Annotated in this window: 18 protein-coding genes; 1 reads left to right on the top strand and 17 read right to left on the bottom strand. The window is 40.8% G+C overall.

What is annotated here, in order from left to right:
* Positions 1–5: 5 nt before the first annotated feature.
* From ACFO0S_RS06700 to ACFO0S_RS06630, 15 genes are all read right to left on the bottom strand, one after another.
* On the bottom strand, positions 6–905 hold the full coding sequence (locus ACFO0S_RS06700) for an ABC transporter permease (protein ID WP_378141028.1): 900 nt from the start codon (positions 903–905) through the stop codon (positions 6–8).
* Between the two features lie 16 nt (positions 906–921).
* Complete coding sequence (locus ACFO0S_RS06695) at positions 922–1842, bottom strand: ABC transporter permease (RefSeq protein WP_378141027.1); 921 nt, start codon at positions 1840–1842, stop codon at positions 922–924.
* 66 nt (positions 1843–1908) lie between these two features.
* Complete coding sequence (locus ACFO0S_RS06690; protein ID WP_378141026.1) at positions 1909–3516, bottom strand: ABC transporter substrate-binding protein; 1608 nt, start codon at positions 3514–3516, stop codon at positions 1909–1911.
* A gap of 19 nt (positions 3517–3535) precedes the next feature.
* Positions 3536–5005 carry a M81 family metallopeptidase gene (locus tag ACFO0S_RS06685; protein WP_378141025.1) on the bottom strand — a complete coding sequence of 490 codons (1470 nt, stop codon included), beginning with the start codon at positions 5003–5005 and terminating at the stop codon, positions 3536–3538.
* On the bottom strand, positions 5002–6144 hold the full coding sequence (menC, locus tag ACFO0S_RS06680; RefSeq protein WP_378141024.1) for an o-succinylbenzoate synthase: 1143 nt from the start codon (positions 6142–6144) through the stop codon (positions 5002–5004). The genes ACFO0S_RS06685 and menC overlap by 4 nt, the downstream gene beginning before the upstream one ends.
* 495 nt (positions 6145–6639) lie before the next feature.
* Positions 6640–7533, bottom strand: coding sequence for a serine hydrolase (locus ACFO0S_RS06675; protein WP_378141023.1), 894 nt, complete (start codon positions 7531–7533; stop codon positions 6640–6642).
* 15 nt (positions 7534–7548) lie between these two features.
* Positions 7549–9627: a S9 family peptidase gene (locus tag ACFO0S_RS06670; protein WP_378141022.1), complete on the bottom strand. Its 2079-nt coding sequence runs from the start codon at positions 9625–9627 to the stop codon at positions 7549–7551.
* Between the two features lie 60 nt (positions 9628–9687).
* On the bottom strand, positions 9688–10860 hold the full coding sequence (locus ACFO0S_RS06665; RefSeq protein ID WP_378141053.1) for a M20 metallopeptidase family protein: 1173 nt from the start codon (positions 10858–10860) through the stop codon (positions 9688–9690).
* A 73-nt stretch (positions 10861–10933) separates the two neighbouring features.
* Positions 10934–11890 carry an ABC transporter ATP-binding protein gene (locus ACFO0S_RS06660; RefSeq protein WP_378141021.1) on the bottom strand — a complete coding sequence of 319 codons (957 nt, stop codon included), beginning with the start codon at positions 11888–11890 and terminating at the stop codon, positions 10934–10936.
* Positions 11865–12872, bottom strand: coding sequence for an ABC transporter ATP-binding protein (locus ACFO0S_RS06655; protein ID WP_378141020.1), 1008 nt, complete (start codon positions 12870–12872; stop codon positions 11865–11867). Before ACFO0S_RS06655 ends, ACFO0S_RS06660 begins: the two co-directional genes overlap by 26 nt.
* 28 nt (positions 12873–12900) lie before the next feature.
* Positions 12901–13809, bottom strand: a complete 909-nt coding sequence (locus ACFO0S_RS06650; RefSeq protein WP_378141019.1) for an ABC transporter permease — start codon at positions 13807–13809, stop codon at positions 12901–12903.
* Between the two features lie 2 nt (positions 13810–13811).
* A complete protein-coding gene (gene nikB / locus ACFO0S_RS06645) occupies positions 13812–14750 on the bottom strand; it encodes a nickel ABC transporter permease (protein WP_378141018.1) in 939 nt (312 codons plus the stop codon).
* Complete coding sequence (locus ACFO0S_RS06640) at positions 14750–16378, bottom strand: ABC transporter substrate-binding protein (protein ID WP_378141017.1); 1629 nt, start codon at positions 16376–16378, stop codon at positions 14750–14752. The genes nikB and ACFO0S_RS06640 overlap by 1 nt, the downstream gene beginning before the upstream one ends.
* A gap of 361 nt (positions 16379–16739) precedes the next feature.
* The gene (locus tag ACFO0S_RS06635; protein WP_378141016.1) at positions 16740–17537 is read right to left on the bottom strand and encodes a putative hydro-lyase; all 798 of its coding nucleotides are present in this window, start codon (positions 17535–17537) and stop codon (positions 16740–16742) included.
* A 2-nt stretch (positions 17538–17539) separates the two neighbouring features.
* Positions 17540–18385 carry a carcinine hydrolase/isopenicillin-N N-acyltransferase family protein gene (locus ACFO0S_RS06630; protein ID WP_378141015.1) on the bottom strand — a complete coding sequence of 282 codons (846 nt, stop codon included), beginning with the start codon at positions 18383–18385 and terminating at the stop codon, positions 17540–17542.
* 205 nt (positions 18386–18590) lie between these two features.
* Between ACFO0S_RS06630 and ACFO0S_RS06625 the strand changes: the two genes are divergently transcribed.
* Positions 18591–18758 carry a hypothetical protein gene (locus ACFO0S_RS06625; protein WP_378141014.1) on the top strand — a complete coding sequence of 56 codons (168 nt, stop codon included), beginning with the start codon at positions 18591–18593 and terminating at the stop codon, positions 18756–18758.
* Positions 18759–19110: 352 nt separating this feature from the next.
* Here ACFO0S_RS06625 and groL read toward each other — a convergent pair whose 3' ends face one another.
* On the bottom strand, positions 19111–20745 hold the full coding sequence (gene groL, locus ACFO0S_RS06620; RefSeq protein WP_378141013.1) for a chaperonin GroEL: 1635 nt from the start codon (positions 20743–20745) through the stop codon (positions 19111–19113).
* 24 nt (positions 20746–20769) lie between these two features.
* On the bottom strand, positions 20770–21054 hold the full coding sequence (groES, locus tag ACFO0S_RS06615) for a co-chaperone GroES (protein ID WP_378141012.1): 285 nt from the start codon (positions 21052–21054) through the stop codon (positions 20770–20772).
* Positions 21055–21100 lie beyond the last annotated feature (46 nt).

Genomic DNA, 21100 nt, shown 5'->3' with positions numbered 1-21100 from the left:
CTCCTTTACTTTAGTCTTGGATCAAGTGCATCACGAAGACCGTCTCCCAATAGATTAAATCCTAAAACGACCAACATGATTGCAAGGCCAGGGAATAAAGACATCCACCATGCTTGCAACAAGAACGATTTTCCTACGTAAGCCATTGCCCCCCATTCAGGCGTGGGTGGTTGAGCACCTAAACCTAAAAAGCTGAGTGCAGCAGCTGCCAGTATACTTGTGCCAAATTGCAAAGTAGACAATACTATTACTGGAGATAACACATTAGGAAATATATGTTTGACAATAATTTTAAAATCACTGACACCCAATGCTTGAACAGCCTCGATGTACTCTTTTTCACGAATCGATAATACTGCACCACGTACAACACGAACATAGGATGGTATAACCGAAATAGCAACAGCGATCATGGCATTTGTCAGCCCGACACCAAGAACTGCAATAATTGCGATTGCCAATAACAAAGAAGGAAATGCAAGTAAAATATCCATCATTTGCATAATGTAAATATCAATTCTTCGATAATAGCCGGAAATCACGCCGAGGACCACCCCGGTAATACCTGCAATAGAGACAGCGACAAGTCCCATCATCAATGATATCCGGCCGCCATGCATCATCCGTGATAAGATATCTCTTCCAAATTCATCTGTTCCAAGCAAATGATCAAGGGATGGAGGCAAAAAACGATTTTCCATCTTCATTTCATCGATAGGAAATGGAGCCAAAACAGGTGCCAATAGAGCAGCCCCTATAAAGAAAATCAATATAAATGATCCAGCCATTGCACCTTTGTTTTTCATCAGTCTTCCCCATACGATTTGCCAATATGATTTCGTGTTGTTTTTTTGGAGGTTAATAAGTGAAGGATCTATATTTTTTGAAGTAATTATTCCGCTCATTTACACTTCCTCCTTTCTATTCATATTTAATACGTGGATCTATTACACTATAAAAAATGTCTACGATTAGATTTACTACAATAAACATAAAGGCCATAAATAACACCAACCCCTGGACTGTCGGCATATCCCTTGTTGCAATTGCATCGATTGCCAAACTTCCTATTCCAGGCAATGCAAAGACCGTTTCAGTTACAACCGCTCCTGCCAACAAGTTTCCAAATTGAATTCCAATGAGTGTGATAACAGGTATCAAAGCATTTTGTAATGCATGTCCAAAAATCAACTGAAACACATTGACTCCTTTTGCTTCTGCAGTCCGCATATAATCCTGTTTAATAACTTCCAGCATACTTGATCTGGTCATACGAGCTATATTTCCTGATGTGCCAAGACCAAGAGTGATTGAAGGAAGAATTAATGAATATATACCGTCATATCCCGATATAGGAAAAATAGGTATTAAATATGAAAACAAATAGATTAAAAATAGTGCTATCCAAAACCCTGGCGCAGATATTCCCACAAGGGAGATTAGCATGGCCAATTGATCAAAAATGGTATTTTGTTTAACAGCAGCTATAATCCCTAACAATATTCCGACTATGGAACCGATGATCAAGCTAAACACGGCTAACTGAAAGGTTACTGGAATTCGATTTATTATTTCTTCTACTACACTTAGGCCTGTAATATAAGAAGTACCTAAATCACCCTGTATGACACCTAATATGAATACAAAGTATTGGATGAGAAGATTTTTGTCCAAGCCCAATTCGCTTTTCAGCTTATTCACCGCTTCTTCAGTCGCAAACTCACCAAGAATATAGGTAACAGGATCGCCAGGAATAAGATGTACCATTAAAAATACAATGATGGAAACACCCAATAAAGTTAAGAGCGTTGTAAATAATCGTTTCAGAATATATCCTGACACACCAACTAACCTCCTTAAAATCAATAATTAGGGGAGGAAGTTATCCCACTCCCCTAATATTGAAGCCTATTTCTTAAGCTTTACGTCCGACCATATAATCGTCCCCGTTATTGGATGTATTTTCAGTCCTTCCAAGTCACGGTGTGCGAGTACATTTTCCCTAACAAACAATGGTACCCAAGGAGCCTCTTCAACAATGATTCTCTGAGCTTCCTCATAAAGTGCCATACGTTCATCTGTATCAACTACAACACGAGCTTTCTCCAATATACTGATTAATTCATCATTTTGATAATGTACGCGAGTTGACAAACCACGACCAAACATGGAATTTAAGATGTCTGCATCATACCAGCCGTAAGTCCAGAGAAGCATTTCATGAACACCTTCAGGGGATTGTGCACGTATTGTTGCATCTTCCTGGACTGAAATCCTGATTTCAATACCCACTTCCTTCAATTGATTTTGAAGTACTTGTGCAATTCGCTGCATAGTTGGTTCTTGTGTTACCCAAAGCTCGATTGATAAAGGTTTCCCATCTTTTACGACAAATCCATCTCCATTTGTTTCTGTATATCCCGATTCTGCCAGCAAGCTTTTTGCTTCCTCTAAGTCACGTGCATATTTTGCTGCAGCCTCATCCTCAACAGTTTGGCTATATCCCGGAATTGTTGGAGGCAGGGGTCCATATATAGGTTGTGCAGATCCTTCAAGCGCGAAATCTACGATTGTTGAACGGTCGACAGCTAATGCAATAGCTTGTCTAATATTTTTGTCCTGGAAAATTGGTTTTTGATTGTTGAAACCAAGGTATACGTGTCCATTTGCCAATGTCCGCTCTAACGTGACGTTTGGATCTGCTTCCAATTCCTTAATATAATTGGGAGGAACGGACATCATGATTTGTGAATTTCCACGCTTGAATTCAAGAAGTCTTGTATCATCATCTGAAATAAAACGGAAAACGACCTCATCAAAAGTAGCTGCCCCCTTGTTTTCTGAATAGGCAGGGCCTAAATTGAAATTTTCGTAAGGTACATAAGTAATGGAGGATCCGCGTTTGATTTCTGAAACTTTTAATATACCAGCTGAACTTGCAACATCTGTTAAGTCTTCGCTATATTCCCCAATTACAGATGGATCAAGAGGTGCTAAATAAGAGACAGTAGCATTGCTAAGAAAAGGCGCAAATGGTTCTGAAAAGTGGAATTCAAATGTCCTATCGTCTATGACTTTAATTTCTTTCAATGGACCGATCATGTAGCTTGTTGGAGATGATTCAATAAAACGCTCAAAGGATATTTTTACAGCGTCTGATGTTACTGGAGTGCCTGTATGGAAAGTGGCGCCTTCCCTAAGCGTGAAAGAAACAACAAGACCATCAGTTGAAACTTCATAAGATTCCGCTAATGCAGGAACAATATTGCCATCAAAATCGAATCGAAGAAGAGGCTCATACAAGTGATTATTCGCATCATCTACCCATGTAGTCCTTTGGACGTCGACCGTATCAGGCTCACGGACAGAGGTAACCACGATTGTGCCCCCTTCAGAAGCTTCTGCCTGGCCATCGCTTGTTTCAGTTTCTGAAGACTCACTCGGCGAGCAGGCTGATATTACCAGTAATAGAACAAGCAGCATAGACCAAATTTTAAATGGTTTCATTTTTCCCATAATTCTTCCCCCTAATCTATTATTTAATTAATACTTCACTTAACGGATATACTTCTGTTTTTAAATTTGTATACTTGAATGATGTAAAGTCTAATGTTGTTAAGCCTGGAGAATCTACAGTGATGATCTTGGAGCTGATAGGTTCGAAACCTGCGCGGAAGTGCTGACTTGACTTTAACGCAACGATTTTATAATCTTGTACGTCAATGCCATGGAGTAAGAAGATTTGTTCATCTAATGTTTGTGCTTTTACTGAGCAGACAATGATATCTACGCCATTGCTCTGCAATCTGACAGAAGGTCCTAAATTAATGACAGAACCTTTTCCCATAGGAGAGGATTGAATAAATACACCATCTGTAATGCTTTTTACATAAGCTTTTAATTGTATCGGTTCGCCATGCAAACTATCGGTCTTGCCACCTAATTGGGTCTCAATGGTGGTGCCGATGCCGGACTCGACTGCTTGTTTCACCACTTCTGGATCAAATATAAAACCGAAGCAGCTTTTTTCAATGCCTTTATTAATCATTGCCTTTAATAAATACGTCCCATCAGCAGGAGTTCCACCCCCAGGGTTATCCGATGTTTCATTGATGACTACTGGCTTCCCCACATGTGCAAGGGCAAGTTCTATGCCTTCTTCCGGAGATGGCTGTTTTTGTAGAAACTTTTCTTTGTTATCCCAAATATATTCACTAATTTTATTCGCAATATCTTCTGCATACTCACTGCTATTGTTGGTTGTGACTAAAACGGATACTCCTACTTGAGAAATGTTCGTGTAGGGGAATCCATGGTAAAAGGTACAATCCACAACTTGGTCGCTCTTTTCCCATTCAAAGCATAGATTATTCACTTCTTTTGCCGGAGGGAGATTCGTTGTGGAAGTGGGAATCATCAATGGAAGATGTCGCAAAAACATGGTCGGTTTTAGATTTCCTTCAATGATTTGCACGGCACAGTCAACTGCTTCCATTCCTATTTCATAGCTATCTGTGTGGGGATACAAATGATTCCCCAAAATGAGCGTTGCATGCTTGACCATCTCGAATGTAACATTTGCATGTAAATCCAATGTAACGACAATCGGAATATGATTTCCGATAACTTCTCTTACTTTACTAAGTATGGAACCTTCCAGGTCTTCTGTAACTTCAGAAACTCCTGCTCCATGAAGCGCAAGAAGAATAGCATCGTATCCATCAGCACTTTTGATGCCTTCGATCAATTCATTTAATAGCGCTTCATAGGCCTCAGAAGTGATGATTCCTGCTGGATAGGCAAAGGTAGCAAAGGTAGGAATCAAGCCGATTCCCAATGCTTCTGCCTGATCTATCATGCCACCTAAATAATTTCTTACATTTCGGTTTTTTGAGAGAAGGTCTTCACCTTTGTTCCAGCCCCATAACTTGAAAGCTTCGACATCTGTTTTTACATTGGAAAACGTGTTTGTCTCATGTAAGATTTCGCCGATTAATAATTTCAAACTGCCTCTTCCTCCCCTAATTTTGATTTTGCCCCGAATGAAACTTCTCTTGTTAAATACTTTCGGATCACTTGTTCATTCAGCTCAAAGCCAATGCCGTCGCCCTTAGGGACTTCAATAACCCCTGGTCTGATCGTGGTTACTTCCGGCACGACAATATCTTCATTCCAGTAACGGTTTGAGGCCGATGTATCACCCGGAATACTGAAATTATGCAAGGATGCAATGGCAATATTATGTGCTCTTCCTACTCCTGCTTCTAACATGCCTCCACACCACACGGGAATATTTTTTGATGCACAGTAGTCATGAATTTGTTTTGCTGCTGTTAATCCTCCTACTCTTCCCACCTTTATATTAATAATTTTGCAGCTTCCCAATTCTATGGCTTTTCTGGCATCTTCCAGTGAGTGGATACTTTCGTCCAAACAGATAGAGGTTGAAAGTTGAGCCTGTAATTTCGCATGGTCGATAATATCGTCATGAGCTAGCGGCTGTTCGATCATAATCAGTTTGTATTGATCCAACTCTTTTAGTAGATCAATATCCTGTAATGTATATGCTGAGTTTGCATCTGCCATAAGGGGGACATCGTAGCCGTATTTTTCCCGGATGGCTTTGATCGGCTCTACATCCCAGCCCGGTTTGATTTTGACTTTGATTTTTTTATAGCCTTCATTTATAAAATGACCTACAACTGTCAGAAGTTGTTCGATGCTTCTTTCAATCCCAATGCTGACGCCGACATCAATTTCTTTATAAGATCCTCCGAGTGCGCGGGACAAGGATTGATTGTTTATTCTGCTGTATAAGTCCCAAACAGCACTTTCCAGCACAGCCTTTGCCATATTATTTCTGCGTATATGTGAAAATAATGATGAAACATCATCTGGGTGTGAAATTTCGTTTTCTAATAATATTGGAATCAAAAACTCTTCCATAATATTCCAAAGTGTACCATTCGTTTCTTCGTTATAGAATGGAAATGCCAATGCCACACTTTCTGCAATGCCAACCTTCCCTTCACTATGTAGCCGGACAATCGTTATTACTTTCTTTTCCTGCCGGCCAAAACTTGTTACAAATGGTGATTTTAAAGGCATTAATATTTCTTGTAATTCAACTCTTTCTATCTTCAAAACTCATCCTCCTCAAACAATAAAAACAATTACGAAGCTTAAACTTCAAATAAAAATGTTTATAAAGTTTATACTTTCATCCATTATATGCCTATTATCTTTGGATTACAACTTAATTTTTTATATTTTTTTGAATATTTTAAAATATAAATAATTATAAAAAGAATGAACGTTTTCTTTTCTATAATCAGAATCGAAAAAGGCTGTTAACTTCCAAATGTTCAGAGAGTTACAGCCAAAAAAATTTAAATATTATTAAGGGGTTCTTTTTGAAATCGTTATAGCCGTTACCATCCGATCTATTACCAGAATGGTACTTGATTTGTAGTCTTGTTCACCATTGCAGGACGTTCATAGTCAGTATTGTATGGACTGTCAGTATCAATATTTTTTCAACAGATTGAGCCATAATCTCCCCTCCCATGTAATGGGCCCTAACAAAAGAAAAAACCGTTCACCACATACTATGATGAACGATTGTTAAATTAAATGGATTTACACTGCTGTAAAGTGATCATAAGCAATTTTAGCTATTTGAGCGATGGTTTTTTCTCCTTCTTCCATGGTCACGTTATTCTTGGAAAAAACAGAGATAGTGTAAGCACCTTTACCGTCCGGCAGATAAACAATACCGACATCATTAACTACATCACGAATAGTTCCCGTTTTGCTTGCAACTTTAGTCCCGTAAGGCAAATGATGTGGAATTCTATTTCTATGCTGCTGCTTGAATAGAATTTCTAATATTCCATTACTGGATGCTTCTGATAGTAATTCTTTCTTTGCAATCATCTCTAACAGCCGGTTCATTTCAACTGGACTTGATTCATTACTTCTTTTGTTTGGATGAAAGACAAAACTGTCCGTATCAAACGATTCTGGTGTGAAGTCAGTTGTCCGAAGTGTGTGTGCTGCTTCGGCTGAATATGTTTTTGCATCCATGCCTAAGCTCGTTGTAATTAGATCCCAACAGCTTTGATTGATATAAAGTTCATTTAGCCCGAGTTCTTTCATATAGGTAGAAACCCTTTCAATACTGACAAGCTTTAGGATGGCATCAGTAGCAACATTATCACTCAGAATAATCATCAGCGTTGCCAAATCTTTGATTGTCACCTTCAGTCCGTGATCAATCTCTTGGAGAATTCCAGATCCCGGCACATAGCTTTCTTCGCAAATTTCAATCCTGTCACTAAGTGAAAGCTTACCTTCTTCCACATCTCGGAACAGTGTCACTAATATCGGGATTTTAAATGTACTGGCCAATTGAAATTGACTATCCCCGTTAATAAAGGCACTTTCACCAGTTTCCAGATTCTTTATGGCAACACCGAATGTTCCTGGAATATTTTCTAAAGTAGCTTCCAATTTTCGCTGTAGATTCAACACGTCATTTCCCCCTTTTTACTCCGGCAGATGGGTATTGATCCAATCGACCATCGCTTCGACCCTTGCTATCCGATTTTCCGGTTCTGCATTTTGAAGCATGACATGACTGGCGTTCGGGATACGCAAAAACTCCACTTCTTTTCCTTGCCGCTTTATATAAGAGTAAAATTGTTCCGCTTGTTCAATCGGACAACGCAGATCATCTTCTGCATGGACAATGAGAAGTGGGGTTTGAACATTTTCAACGTAGGCAAGCGGTGAAAATTTCCAAAGTGATTCCGGATCTGTTTTTCCAAGAAACTCCTGGGATATAAAACCAGGGGCAATGTCGCTTGTTCCGAAAAATGATACCCAATTCGAAATGCAGCCTTCCGTAATAGCAGCAAAAAAACGGTCTGTATGAGTTACCAGCCAATTTGTCATGAAACCGCCATAGCTAAGTCCATTGACCGCGACTCGTTCACCGTCTAGAAAATCATATCTTGTAACGGCTTCTTTCACACCATTGAGAATATCCTGCATATCCTTACCACCGTAATCGCCTTGTACCGCCTCCGTAAATTCTCTTCCAAATCCGGAACTGCCCCGAGGATTTGTAAATACAACACCGTAGCCTTGGGCACTGATTAACTGCATTTGGTGGAAATAAGTATAGCCATACATGGAATGTGGGCCGCCGTGAATCTCGAGGAGGACAGGATATTTCTTACCTGTTTCCACATTAGCTGGCTTCAACATAAATCCTTGAATTTGCCAGCCATCTACCGATTCATATGAAAATGTTTCCGGTTCAACCACATTCAGCTCTGACAAAAGTTCATCGTTACAATCGTCTATGCGTACTTCATTTTTAGGAAATATTGGATTATACACTTCAATGATATCCGTTACATTACGAATGGTGCGAACAATAGATTCTTCTTCCGATATTCGATTAGCAGTTATTTTTCCAGGATGCGAAGGGGAAGAATATGCGGCAACAACCGTCTCATCACCATCATAGGCAAAGTGGAATATCGCACGTTGTCCACCTACAACTGTTGTTTGACTACCATTTTCTGAAACTGAAAAACGCACAACTTCATTTGTTCCCTGGTGTGTAGTAAGAGCATATATAAAACGGTTATCTTTCGACCATTGCGGTTTTACGTAAGATTTGATATATCGCATGTCGGTATAGTTCAAGTCAGCTAAAGTATCCGGATAATCATCACTCAAACTTATCGATTCTCCACCATCGGCAGGAATGATGAGCAATTGTTGATGTACCATATCTCCACCTATGAAACTGATCCACTTTCCATCCGGTGAATACGAAGGACTGGCAACTTTTGATGCATCATACAGTTTTTCTGCTTCTCCTCCCTGTACAGAAATCCTATTTAGTTCGCCTTTATACAATATATTGTCGTTGTCGCTGCTGATAGATGAAAAAAGTAAATATTTACCATCAGGAGAAATGGCAGGTTCTGTAACATCGTAAGCTGAATTTGTCACTTGGCTGAATGTTCCAGAATGCACATCAATGGAGACCAGTTGTAGCTTTAAGTTTTTTTTCAGACCGGCACCATCCAGTTTGTAGTACAATCCACTGTAACGTTTAGGAGCGTTTTTCCAAGCGATATGGTCATTTGGACCCCATTGTTTTGCTTCGTCATCGGAATCTCGTTCTTGAAACACTTCTATTTCTTCGTTCAGCTTAACCGGAACCAACCCATAAATGGTTTCCCCATCTGGAGAATATAGGATGGAACTGATACCCCGTTTAAACTGCGAAATCCGTTTTTTCTCACCGGATTCCAAAGATAGTACCCAAACCTGTGTCCCAAATTCTTCATTAGAAAGATAGGCTATCTTTTTCCCGTCAGGCGACCAGATAACAGAAGTGTTTAGGTTTCCTTCTGAAGTCAAAACCTTGCGAGACTGTCCACTTATGTCCGAAAGCCAAAGATGTGTTTCATAGCCGTTTGTGGATTTTTTCGCGATTGTTTTTTCATATACTACTTGCTTGCCATCCGGCGAAATGACCGGAGTGCTTGGCCATTGAAATTTATAAAGATCTTCAGATGTTACCGTTCTTAATGTAGACGTCAATGTACTCATCATAAAAGCTCCTTCACCTATGGTTTTTTAACCTTATATTATAAATTTCACTTACCTTAAAATTTCTACTTTTTCCTGCCCACTAACCTCAGACTCAGTATTCAAGTAGTCTTGGATTGCCGCAATAAAAACTTTACCGGTATTAATCATGGAACGTTCGTCCGCATCAAATTTCGGATGATGATGGGGATAAGTGGCATTGATTTGTTCATTTCCTGCACCAACGAAAAAGAAAGCACCAGGTACTTCTTTCAAGTAATAGGCAAAATCTTCCCCGCCCATAATCGGCTTTACTTGAGACACCATATCTTCTCCAAAGATGTTTTCAGAAAGGCTTGTGATCCGGTTAGCCTCTTTTTTATCATTCGTTAAATCAGGGTACCCTCGCGTATAGGTTAGTTTTGCTGTTGCATCTGCACCTGCACACGTGGACGATACAATTTTATCAATCTCGTTTTCTATCAGGCTTCTAACTTCTTCATCCAATGTACGGACAGTTCCCGTAATCTGAGCTGTATCAGAAATCACATTGAAATTTTGGCCTGCATTGATCGTTCCGACTGTTACTACAGCTGGGGAAAGCGGGTCAACCTTTCTGCTGACGATTTGCTGCAAATTCATGACCAACTGGCATCCAACAACTACTGAATCAACAGTCATATGTGGCGATGCACCGTGTCCGCCCCTGCCTTGAATTTGAATCTCAAAAGAATCAGCAGCAGCCAATAGACTGCCATCGTTTAAAGATATCATGCCTATCGGTGCGTTTGAGGAAACATGCGCCCCATATATTACATCAACTCCATCCAAACAGCCATCCTCTATCATGGGCTTAGCACCACCGGGAAGCTTTTCTTCGGCAAACTGATGGATAAAAACGATGTTGCCGGCAATCTCATCCTTTACTTCGCTCAAAACTTTGGCTACACCCAATAGCGCTGCTGTATGCAGGTCATGTCCGCATGCATGCATGACACCAGGAATTCTTGATTTATACGAGACATCTTTTTCATCTTGTATAGGTAGTGCATCAAAATCTGCACGCAATGCAACCGTTTTGCCGGGCTTGCCCCCCTTAAGGTATCCAACTACACCTCTTCCGCCTACTTCAGTTTTCACTTCCAAACCCAATTTACTAAGAAACTCCGCTATTTTTTTGGGGGTTTCATCCTCTTCGAATGACAGCTCGGGATACATGTGAAGATCTCTTCTAAAATCGACCATAACCGGATAATACTCTTCAAGTTTTTCAAATAATTTCTCCAGCTTCACGTTATTCCTCCTTTATATTTGTAAACTAGTATAGATGGCAAGCCACTAGCGAACCCTCTACCATTTTTTCTTCCGGCGACACCGTTTTACAGACTTCCATGCAGGATGGACAACGAGTATGGAAAGCACATCCGCTTGGTGGATTTGAGGGTGAAGGCAAATCCCCTGTCAAGATGATTGTTTCCCTCTCATCGTCCGGATCCAGCTTCGGTATTGCCGATAATAGGGTTTTTGTATAGGGATGAAGAGGATTATGAAATAATTGCTCTTTATCGCTAAGTTCTACTATTCTTCCCAAATACATGACTGCAACTCTATCAGATATATGCTCAACGACACCGAGATCATGTGAAATAAAAATATAAGTCAATTTAAATTGTTTTTGTAAATCCGAGAGCAGATTTAATATTTGGGACTGGATGGATACGTCAAGTGCTGAAACTGGTTCATCGGCAATGATCAACTGTGGCTTTAACATTAAAGCCCGGGCAATCCCTATACGCTGACGCTGTCCTCCCGAAAATTCATGAGGGTATCGATTCAAATGCCCGACAGTAAGTCCGACAATTTGGATCATTTCTTCGATTAATGCCTTTCTCTCTTTTGGATTTATACGATGAGCAATCAACGGTTCAGTCAATATTTCACGGATTGTACTTTTCGGATTCAACGTTGCAGTCGGATCCTGAAAGACCATTTGCAGATGCCGCCTCATGTCCCGCATTTCTTTTTTGTTGAGTTCGGAAATATTCTTTCCTTGGAAAATGATTTTTCCTTCCGTAGGTTCAAGTAGCCTAAGGATGGTTCTACCGACAGTTGATTTGCCGCAGCCGGACTCACCGACAATTCCTAATGTCTCACCTTCGGCAACTGTCAAATTAATACCATCAACTGCTTTTATATAAATAGAGGGTTTTAATATACTCTTTTTTTTGACGAAATGTTTCTTCAATCCTTTAATTTCCAATAGGGGCGTAGTCATGGCTTACCTCCTTGCTATGTTCGTCGCTGTATAACCAGCATTTGCTGTAATGATTATCAGCTATATGAACGAACTCGGGACTATTCTCAGAACAAATGGCCATTGCATGCTCACAGCGTGGCGCAAAACGGCAGCCCACAGGGTGTTCTCCTGGTGCAGGAACATTCCCCGGTATCGCATACAGCCGATCAATTCCTTTCGACTTATGCGGATTGGATTTAATCAATCCGGTCGTGTAAGGATGTTTCGGATTGCGAAGTAAAGTGCGTACATCTGCAGTTTCTATTACTTCACCTGCATACATGACCAATACTCTGTCACACACTTCTGCAATGACACCTAAATCATGGGTAATCAATACAAGGGACATGCCCAGATCCGATTGCAATTTTTTTAAAAGCTTTAAAATCTGAGCTTGAATCGTCACATCAAGTGCTGTAGTCGGTTCATCTGCTATTAGAAGTTCGGGATTGCAGGCAATAGCCATGGAAATCATAATACGTTGTCTCATCCCACCCGATAACTGATGAGGATATTCGTAAAATATCTCTTCACCACGAGGAATTCCAACTTGTTTTAGCAAATCAAGCACTTTGGCTTTGGCTTCTCTTTTGTTTACGCCGCCATGTAGCACAAGAACTTCTGATATTTGCTTCCCAATGGTAAGAACTGGATTCAAGGATGTCATCGGCTCCTGGAAAATCATTGCCACCTGATTTCCACGAATTTTTCTCATATTTTTCTCATCGATCTGCAGCAGGTCCTGCCCGTTCAACACAATTTTTCCTTCGGCCAGCCCATTTTTATTCAAAAGCCTCATAATCGCGAGAGATGTGACGCTTTTACCGCAGCCCGATTCTCCAACAATACCAAGAGCTTCACCTTTCTCGATATGAAAGTTAATATTGTCCACTACAGTCACCTGGTTTTTCGTGTTGCTAAATGTAACCTTTAAATCTTCTACTTTAAGTATATTGTCCATGTTTATCACCCTCCTCTCACCTTATCAGTTAATTTGAAGACTTCGGATCAAATATATCACGCAGAGCATCCCCTAATTTATTCAATGCATAAACAACCATGATGATTGCTATTCCCGGAAATGTTATCAGCCACCATGCATTGTAAATGTATTGTTTACCTTCATTCAGCATCGTGCCCCACTCAGGAGTAGGCGGCTGGGCTCCCAATCCCACAAAACCGAGGGCCGCCATCTCAAGAATGGCAATCCCCGCCAACAATGTAGTGAATACGACAAGAGTACTCATAATGTTGGGTAGAATTTGATTGCGCAAGATCCAACCATTTGAACTTCCCAATGCACGGCTTGCTTCGACATAGCCTGAAGATTTCACCGAAAGCGCAGCACCCCTTACAATTCTTGAAAAACTCGGGATGGAGGAGATACCAATGGCAATAATCGCATTTGTCAAACTTGGTCCGAGTATCGCAACGATGGCCAAAGCCATGATGATACTTGGCAGGGCTAGTAAAACGTCCATAATCCGCATTAATATGGCATCAACCAATCCTCCGAAATAAGCACTTACCAATCCAATGAACGTACCGATAACAGTAGTGATTAATACAGAAACTAAGCCAACGATTAAAGTCACTCTTGAGCCATAGATCAAACGAGACAGTAAATCCCGCCCAAGACTATCTGTTCCGAGCCAATGCGCAGCGGAAGGCCCTTGGAGTAGTGCATCGTACTTTGGTTCAGTCGGATTGTAGGGAGCAAATAGCGGTCCTAATACGCCGACTAAAATGACTAACGATAAAAAAAACAGAGAATTTCTTGCTGTTTTATTTTGCATTAGTTTCTGAAAAATATGGCTGCGCTTATTGGCATTAACTGCCACTTCTCCAACTGCTGAATTAGTTGGTATCGTATAGATTGAAGCATCAACTTTGGTCATAATCAGTTCCCCTCCTGTGCGTTGCCCATTTTGATGCGCGGGTCTATGAAGCCGTAAAGGAGATCCACCATAATATTGACAGTCACAAATACGATCCCGATGAACAGAATCGTTCCTTGAAGCAATGGAAAATCCCGTGTAGTGATGGCGCCGATCGATAACGTGCCGAGTCCTGGCCAGTTGAACAGTTGCTCGATAATTACCGTCCCCCCAAGCAAGGAGGCAATCTGCAGACCCACAACCGTGACTACAGGAATCATCGCATTTCGGAAAGCATGTCCGAATAGTACAGCACTTTCCCCCAATCCTTTCGCTTTCGCTGTTCTAATGAAGTCCAGAGAAAGGACGTCGATCATTCCAGAACGGGTCAATCTGACGATAACAGTTGAAGCCAATACTCCCAAGGTAACCGAAGGCAAAATGAGGTCGGCAAATCCGGTGCCGCCTGCCACAGGAAGCCATCCTAACGTTACGCTGAAAATCATGATCAGCATCAATCCAAGCCAAAAGCTCGGAATGGCCAACCCTAATGATGCAAATCCGGTTATAGCCTGATCAATGTAGGAATCTTTGAAGTGTGCAGCAAGAATACCTAAAGTTACTCCAACTAAGATTGCGATTGTCATTCCGGCCAATGCAAGCTTCGCCGTTTCAGGGAAACGAATCAAGATTTCTTCAAGTACCGGTCTCCCAGTTCTGAATGATGTACCGAAATCCCCTCTAATGACATCAGATAAATAATTCATATATTGAACAACCAAGGGCTGGTTAAGCCCAAGTTGTTCCCTCAGCTGTGCTATTTGTTCGGCTGAAGCACTGTCACCCAACATCATCCGAGCAGGATCACCCGGTATTAAATGAATCAATAGGAATGAAAATACCGATATTCCGAATAGTACAACAATTCCATGGCCCGCTCTTTTCATGATGAATGAACCCATTATTCATTCACCCAAGCATCATTAAATAAAATACCTCGGATCGGGTGAACGGTGATTCCTTGCACCCGTTTGCTGATCACATTGTATTCTTTCGCTGTATAAAGTGGCACCCACCAAGCTTCTTCAACTGCAAGCTTCTGAATTTCGATATAAGCGTTCTTTCTTTCTTCCGGAACAACTGCTGAACGTCCTAGTTCCAATAATTCATCCAATTGTTTATTGTCAATATGACCAAGATTCAAGGCTTCTTTTTGGCCTGAATGCATGAGCATGTACAAGATGTCCGGATCGTGGGATGCATAACCCAACATTGTCAAATCATAATCGCCTTTGGCAGCAGTTTCGATTAATACGGCTACCTCTAACGTAGTGATCTTAATATCGATCCCTAATTCCTTATACATGGCTTGAAGAATTTCAGCAGCTGTTCCCCAGCTTGGTGAACTTAACATTTCAAGCGTTAATGTCTCGCCATCTTTCTCACGTATTCCTTTGCCATTCAGCTTCCAGCCTGCTTCCTCCAATTCGGCCTTTGCTTTTTCCAAATCGTATTTATAGCCGTAGCTTTCAATATTTTCGTCATAGCCGAATAATGAAGTTGGTAATGGACCGTAGTCCACAACACCTGCCCCTTGAATAGCTGCCTGTAGTAGATTCTCTTTATCAACACCTAAGTTTAATGCTCGTCTTACATGAATATCTTGAAGAATCGGTCTGCGCAGGTTTGTCATGATAAATGCACTCGGACCAGTACGTACCGTTTCTACTATTTCAAAATTCGGGTTGTTCTCATACTTTTCAACGTCCTTTGCTTGTAAAGCTAATGCAGCATCAACAGTACCGCTATCCAATGCTGCCAATTTTGTTTGAGTATCCGTGATGAATTTCAATACAAGCTTGTCCGGTTTTGGGGGACCGTCATTGGTAAAAAATGGCTCCTTCCAGTTGTAATCTTCATTTTTAACAAATGTTACTTCTTGACCACTAACCCAGCTCTCAAACTTCCATGGACCGACACTGACAGGATTGCGTCCATATTGGTCACCATGTTTTTCAATCGCATCCATTGACATCGGCAGCAAGTAAGCTGGCGTGCTTAAATATTGCAACAATGGTGCAAATGGTTGTTTCGTTTTGATGACCAAAGTAGATTCATCCGGTGCTGAAACAGATTCAACTTCAGCCAATTGCGTTTTAGCTGTTAAAGCATTTGTAGCAGGATCAAGCGCCCGTTTTAATGTTGCTTCGTATGTTTTGGCATTAAAAGGAGTTCCATCATGATGTGTCACTCCGCTGCGTATTTTGAATGTCCAAGTTGTGCCGTCCTCGGAAACGTCCCAACTCTCTGCAAGGTTTGGCTCAAACTCCATCGTCTCCGGATTTTGGGATAGAAGCGCCCCACCGAAGTTTGCTGAAACATTTGTCGCCGCCAGCATTCCGGTTTTATGAAGATCCAACGTATCTGGCTCTTCCGACATGGCAATTGTAATCGTTCCTCCAGTTTTCGGCTCTCCCACCTCAACTGCATCGGATGTACCAGTATTGTTTTCTGAATCCGAACAACCTGCTAAAAGCAAAATAATAAATAGTCCCATTGCTAATATGTTTAACACTTGATTTTTTCTCATTCGGTTTTCCTCCAATTCATTGTTTGTATCTCTATCTCGGAGATTCGTTCGATACTCAATCTTAGGCTCTCCCTCCTCTAAATAGGTCTAATCATTTTTTGAAGGATATACTTCATCAAAAAAACAATAAGAAGTCTAAACTTTATTTCTCTCATTATATGGTGTCATCCAAATAAAAACAACATAATTTTTTGTTTTTTTAGAATTGATTGAATTTAATTATTATTGCAAAAAAATGTATGCATTTTCATTTAATCTTTATATTGGATTAGAGATTTTAATCTGATCAGATTCTTTTCAAAAATTATTCCAATAAAAAAAGCCGCTAAAGTTTTAACTTTAACGACTTTGTGAAAAAAAATTATATAACACTGAAATCTTCATTTTTTAAATCCGTGATGAACATATGTCCCGGTGCATGAGTGATCATGATTTCAGGCTTCACATGCATGGCAATTGCCTGCGGAGTTACACCACATGCCCAAAACACAGGTACTTCTCCCTCTTTGATTGTTACGGAATCACCGAAATCCGGGTTGTTTATATTTTGTATCCCAATGCTTTTTGGATCTCCGATATGTACTGGCGCACCGTGAACAGAAGGAAATCTGCTTGTGACCTGTACAGCGCGTATCACATCTTTTTCAGGCATGGGACGCATGCTGACAACCATTGGTCCTTCGAATCGCCCCGCGTTAACACAAGGTATATTGGTTTTGTACATCGGAACATTGCAATTTTCTTCTATATGCCGAATCGGAATGCCATTTTGCAAGAGGGCATCTTCGAAAGTGAAGCTGCATCCAATCAAAAAGCCCACCATGTTCTCATCCCAAAGATCGGATACATCTGTCTTTTCTTCAACAAGCTGTCCATGGCGATAAACCCGGTATTTTGGAATGTCTGTGCTTAAGTCTGCCAGTGGAGCAGACAATGATGGGATTCTTGAACCAGGCTCTGTTACGTCAATTATAGGACATGGTTTTGGATTTCGTTGGCAAAAAAGAAGAAACTCAAATGCCATTTCTTTTGGTAAAACCGCCAAATTTGCTTGTATATAGCCATTGGCCATACCTGATGTCGGCTTTACCCAGTTATTATTTCGTATCATGTCCCGCGCTTCAATAGGATTCCATGTAGTCAGTTTTGACAAAGTCATAATCATTCCCCTTCCAACGCTGCAAGAATTTTTCCTTCATAAGTCGTTACATCCCCTGCGTCAAGCTCGTCAAGTTTGAATGGGACATAATTTCCCCAGCTATCCAATTGAGCTTTGCTGCCGCATGGCGATCCATAATTATACCAAAGGGTCCGGCTTTGAGGATCTATTATTTCAGAGCTGATCGTGCCACCTTTTTCACCATGGCTGCAGTTTGAATTTCCAAACTGTTGGTTCTCTGTATCATTTTCGTGATTCTTTAACAAATTGACCAAATACAATTTACGATCGTCTAATAAAGGATATTTGTCTAAAGCCTTCTGCAATGATTCAAATCTCAGAGCTGAGTTTGGATGCAGCTCCTGGGTGGTTGTAGGGAGCTCCAAAAAGTGGTTGGTTCTGAACATGGTGTCACTTTTCTTCCATATAAATCTGGATTCATAAGGCAAAAATTCTGCTAAAAGCAAAGTACCTCTATCATCAGCAAAAAGGAAATTGCCACTAATTTTCATGTTAGTCGATTTTAAATAGCTTTCAATGTCCACAAGGGTTGAGAACTCTCCTAAAATGGTCCGTCCAAATTCTTCAAAGTCGATGCCTTCTGGAATTGGTATTTCAGGATCTCGTTGGACGAAGGAAAAGGTAAAAGCAATTCCGGCTTCATTGACACCTCTTGTCATCATGCTAGACCAGGGCAAATCATCCTTTGGACTTTTCAATTTTGTTCCTATGAATTTGTAAGTATACTCATCATTTACATATATCTTGGTTCTGGTATCCCATGGATTATCGCTATTCGATCCTAACCAGAATGTGTTATCTCCCATTGTTCCAATAATTGTACACATGAATAACCACACCTTTCTTCCATTTCTAATTTCTAAATATATACAATACATCGTATTTTTATTATATCTTTCGTATAACTAAATATAAATAGATTTATAAACAATATTTAATTGTTGCTATACGTAGATTATCCATTAGCTCCCCACTATCGTATGCGAATAGCGATATATAAATGGAACAAGCTACTTTTAGGAGGTGAGCAGCTTGAAGAATGAAGAAAAAAACAAGAATAAGAATAAACATCAGGATCGGGAAGAATTCGGCTACGGATATGATGTAAGTGGTAACGATTTAAGCAAAATGACGCAAACAAAAGCCCCTAAATACAATAATTCAGAAAAAAACGATCATAAAAATACGGATAGTAAGTGAATTATTTTCATAATTGCTTATTTTAATGAACTGAGTTAAACAGAATAGTTGTTACTCAAAATTTTTCTTAGTTTATAACCGTTGAATCTGGCAGTTAATTCCACTACAAAATTATTCCCGAGCTCGAATTGAAGAAAGCCTTACAACTGAACAGATGTCTATGGTAGTTAAGAAGTACGAAGAGCTCTAAGACGAGAAGACAAAGAAGATCGAAACCACTGAAGGTGAAGCCGAGCGATAGAATGAATATATTATGATTAAACAATTTACGTTTTTCTCCCTACACAAAGCATTATAAAAAAGAGGGTTCACACAATTTTGTGTGAACCCTCTTTTTCAGTTGAGCGGATGATTACATCATGCCGCCCATACCACCCATGCCGCCCATATCTGGCATACCGCCGCCAGCTGGTTCTGGGATGTCTGCTACTACTGCTTCTGTTGTTAAGAATAGAGACGCAACAGATGCTGCGTTTTGTAATGCGGAACGTGTTACTTTTGTTGGATCCACGATACCAGCATCCATCATGTTCACCCATTCACCTGTTGCTGCGTTGAAACCAATGCCGATTTCTTCGCGTTTCAAACGGTCCACAACGATGGAACCTTCTAGTCCTGCATTCGTTGCGATTTGACGTACTGGCTCTTCAAGTGCACGTAGAACGATGCGTACACCTGTTGCCACGTCGCCTTCTACAGTTTCTAATGTTTCCGATACTTTGTTGTAAACGTTGACTAGAGCCGTACCACCACCGGATACAATACCCTCTTCAACTGCAGCGCGTGTTGCATTCAATGCATCTTCGATACGAAGTTTGCGTTCTTTTAATTCTGTTTCAGTTGCTGCTCCGACTTTGATCACGGCCACACCGCCAGCAAGTTTCGCTAAGCGCTCTTGTAGCTTCTCTTTATCGAACTCAGAAGTTGTTTCTTCCAGTTGTGAACGGATCTGGTTGACACGACCCGCGATGCGGTCTGAGTCTCCAGCTCCTTCAACGATCGTTGTGTTTTCTTTCGTTACCACAACTTTCGCTGCGCGACCTAGTTGCGTGATGTTCGCTGACTTCAGCTCAAGGCCTAGGTCTTCTGTGATCACTTCTGCGCCAGTCAGTGTCGCGATATCTTCAAGCATCGCTTTACGACGGTCACCGAAACCTGGTGCTTTAACAGCTACTGCGTTGAATGTTCCGCGTAGTTTGTTCACAACTAGTGTTGCTAACGCTTCACCTTCAACGTCTTCAGAGATGAGTAGGAGTGGTTTAGACTGTTGAACCACTTGCTCAAGCACTGGTAAGATTTCTTGGATGCTTGTGATCTTTTTGTCCGTTACTAAGATGTACGGGTTTTCAAGAATCGCTTCCATTTTATCTGAATCTGTCACCATGTAAGGAGATGCGTAGCCGCGGTCAAATTGCATACCTTCTACAACATCAAGCTCCGTTGTGAAACCTTTTGATTCTTCGATGGTGATAACGCCGTCGTTTCCAACGCGTTCCATTGCTTCTGCGATCAATTCACCGACTTCGTCGTCGCCAGAAGAAATCGCAGCTACTTGTGCAATCGACTCTTTGTCTTCGATTTCTTTAGAAATCGTTTTTAATTCTGTAATCGCTGTAGCTACTGCTGTGTCGATCCCTTTACGGATGCCGACAGGGTTTGCACCAGCTGTTACATTTTTCAATCCTTCGCGAATCATTGCTTGCGCAAGGACGGTCGCTGTTGTTGTCCCGTCCCCAGCGATGTCGTTCGTTTTAGAAGCTACTTCTGCTACAAGCTTTGCACCCATGTTTTCAAATGCATCTTCAAGCTCGATGTCTTTTGCGATCGTTACCCCATCATTTGTGATAAGAGGTGAACCGAATTTCTTTTCAAGAACGACGTTACGTCCTTTTGGTCCAAGTGTTACTTTCACTGCGTCTGCTAATTTATCTACACCACGAAGCATTGCGCTACGTGCGTCTTCGCTAAATTTAATTTCTTTTGCCATAATGGATGTTCCTCCCTAATCGTATTATTGAAGTACTGCTAAAATATCGGACTCACGAAGGATTAATAACTCTTTTCCATCGTACTTAACTTCCGTTCCAGCATATTTCGAATACAGAACACGGTCGCCTTCGCGAACATCTAATTCAGCACGTGTGCCGTTATCAAGGACTCGACCATTACCGACGGCGAGTACTTTTCCTTCTTGTGGCTTTTCCTTCGCTGAATCCGGAAGAACGATGCCTGAAGCTGTCTTTTCCTCTGCTTCGACTAATTCGATTACGATACGATCACCTAATGGTTTTAACAAGTGAAACTACCTCCCTGATAAATGGTTGTGATTTTATTAGCACTCT

It is taken from the genome of Chryseomicrobium palamuruense, from assembly GCF_042649045.1.
In the GTDB taxonomy this organism is placed as follows: Bacteria; Bacillota; Bacilli; order Bacillales_A; family Planococcaceae; genus Chryseomicrobium; species Chryseomicrobium palamuruense.
This window is presented reverse-complemented; position numbering and strand designations above follow the sequence as displayed.

Bases quoted from the DNA above. Each gene is read 5' to 3' on its own strand.
- ACFO0S_RS06650 (WP_378141019.1), bottom strand. From the start codon at position 13,809: ATGACCAAAGTTGATGCTTCAATCTATACGATACCAACTAATTCAGCA.
- groL (WP_378141013.1), bottom strand. From the start codon at position 20,745: ATGGCAAAAGAAATTAAATTTAGCGAAGACGCACGTAGCGCAATGCTT.
- ACFO0S_RS06640 (WP_378141017.1), bottom strand. From the start codon at position 16,378: ATGAGAAAAAATCAAGTGTTAAACATATTAGCAATGGGACTATTTATT.
- ACFO0S_RS06690 (WP_378141026.1), bottom strand. From the start codon at position 3,516: ATGGGAAAAATGAAACCATTTAAAATTTGGTCTATGCTGCTTGTTCTA.
- nikB (WP_378141018.1), bottom strand. From the start codon at position 14,750: ATGGGTTCATTCATCATGAAAAGAGCGGGCCATGGAATTGTTGTACTA.
- ACFO0S_RS06665 (WP_378141053.1), bottom strand. From the start codon at position 10,860: ATGGTCGATTTTAGAAGAGATCTTCACATGTATCCCGAGCTGTCATTC.
- ACFO0S_RS06630 (WP_378141015.1), bottom strand. From the start codon at position 18,385: ATGTGTACAATTATTGGAACAATGGGAGATAACACATTCTGGTTAGGA.
- ACFO0S_RS06655 (WP_378141020.1), bottom strand. From the start codon at position 12,872: ATGGACAATATACTTAAAGTAGAAGATTTAAAGGTTACATTTAGCAAC.
- ACFO0S_RS06660 (WP_378141021.1), bottom strand. From the start codon at position 11,890: ATGACTACGCCCCTATTGGAAATTAAAGGATTGAAGAAACATTTCGTC.
- ACFO0S_RS06700 (WP_378141028.1), bottom strand. From the start codon at position 905: ATGAGCGGAATAATTACTTCAAAAAATATAGATCCTTCACTTATTAAC.
- ACFO0S_RS06635 (WP_378141016.1), bottom strand. From the start codon at position 17,537: ATGACTTTGTCAAAACTGACTACATGGAATCCTATTGAAGCGCGGGAC.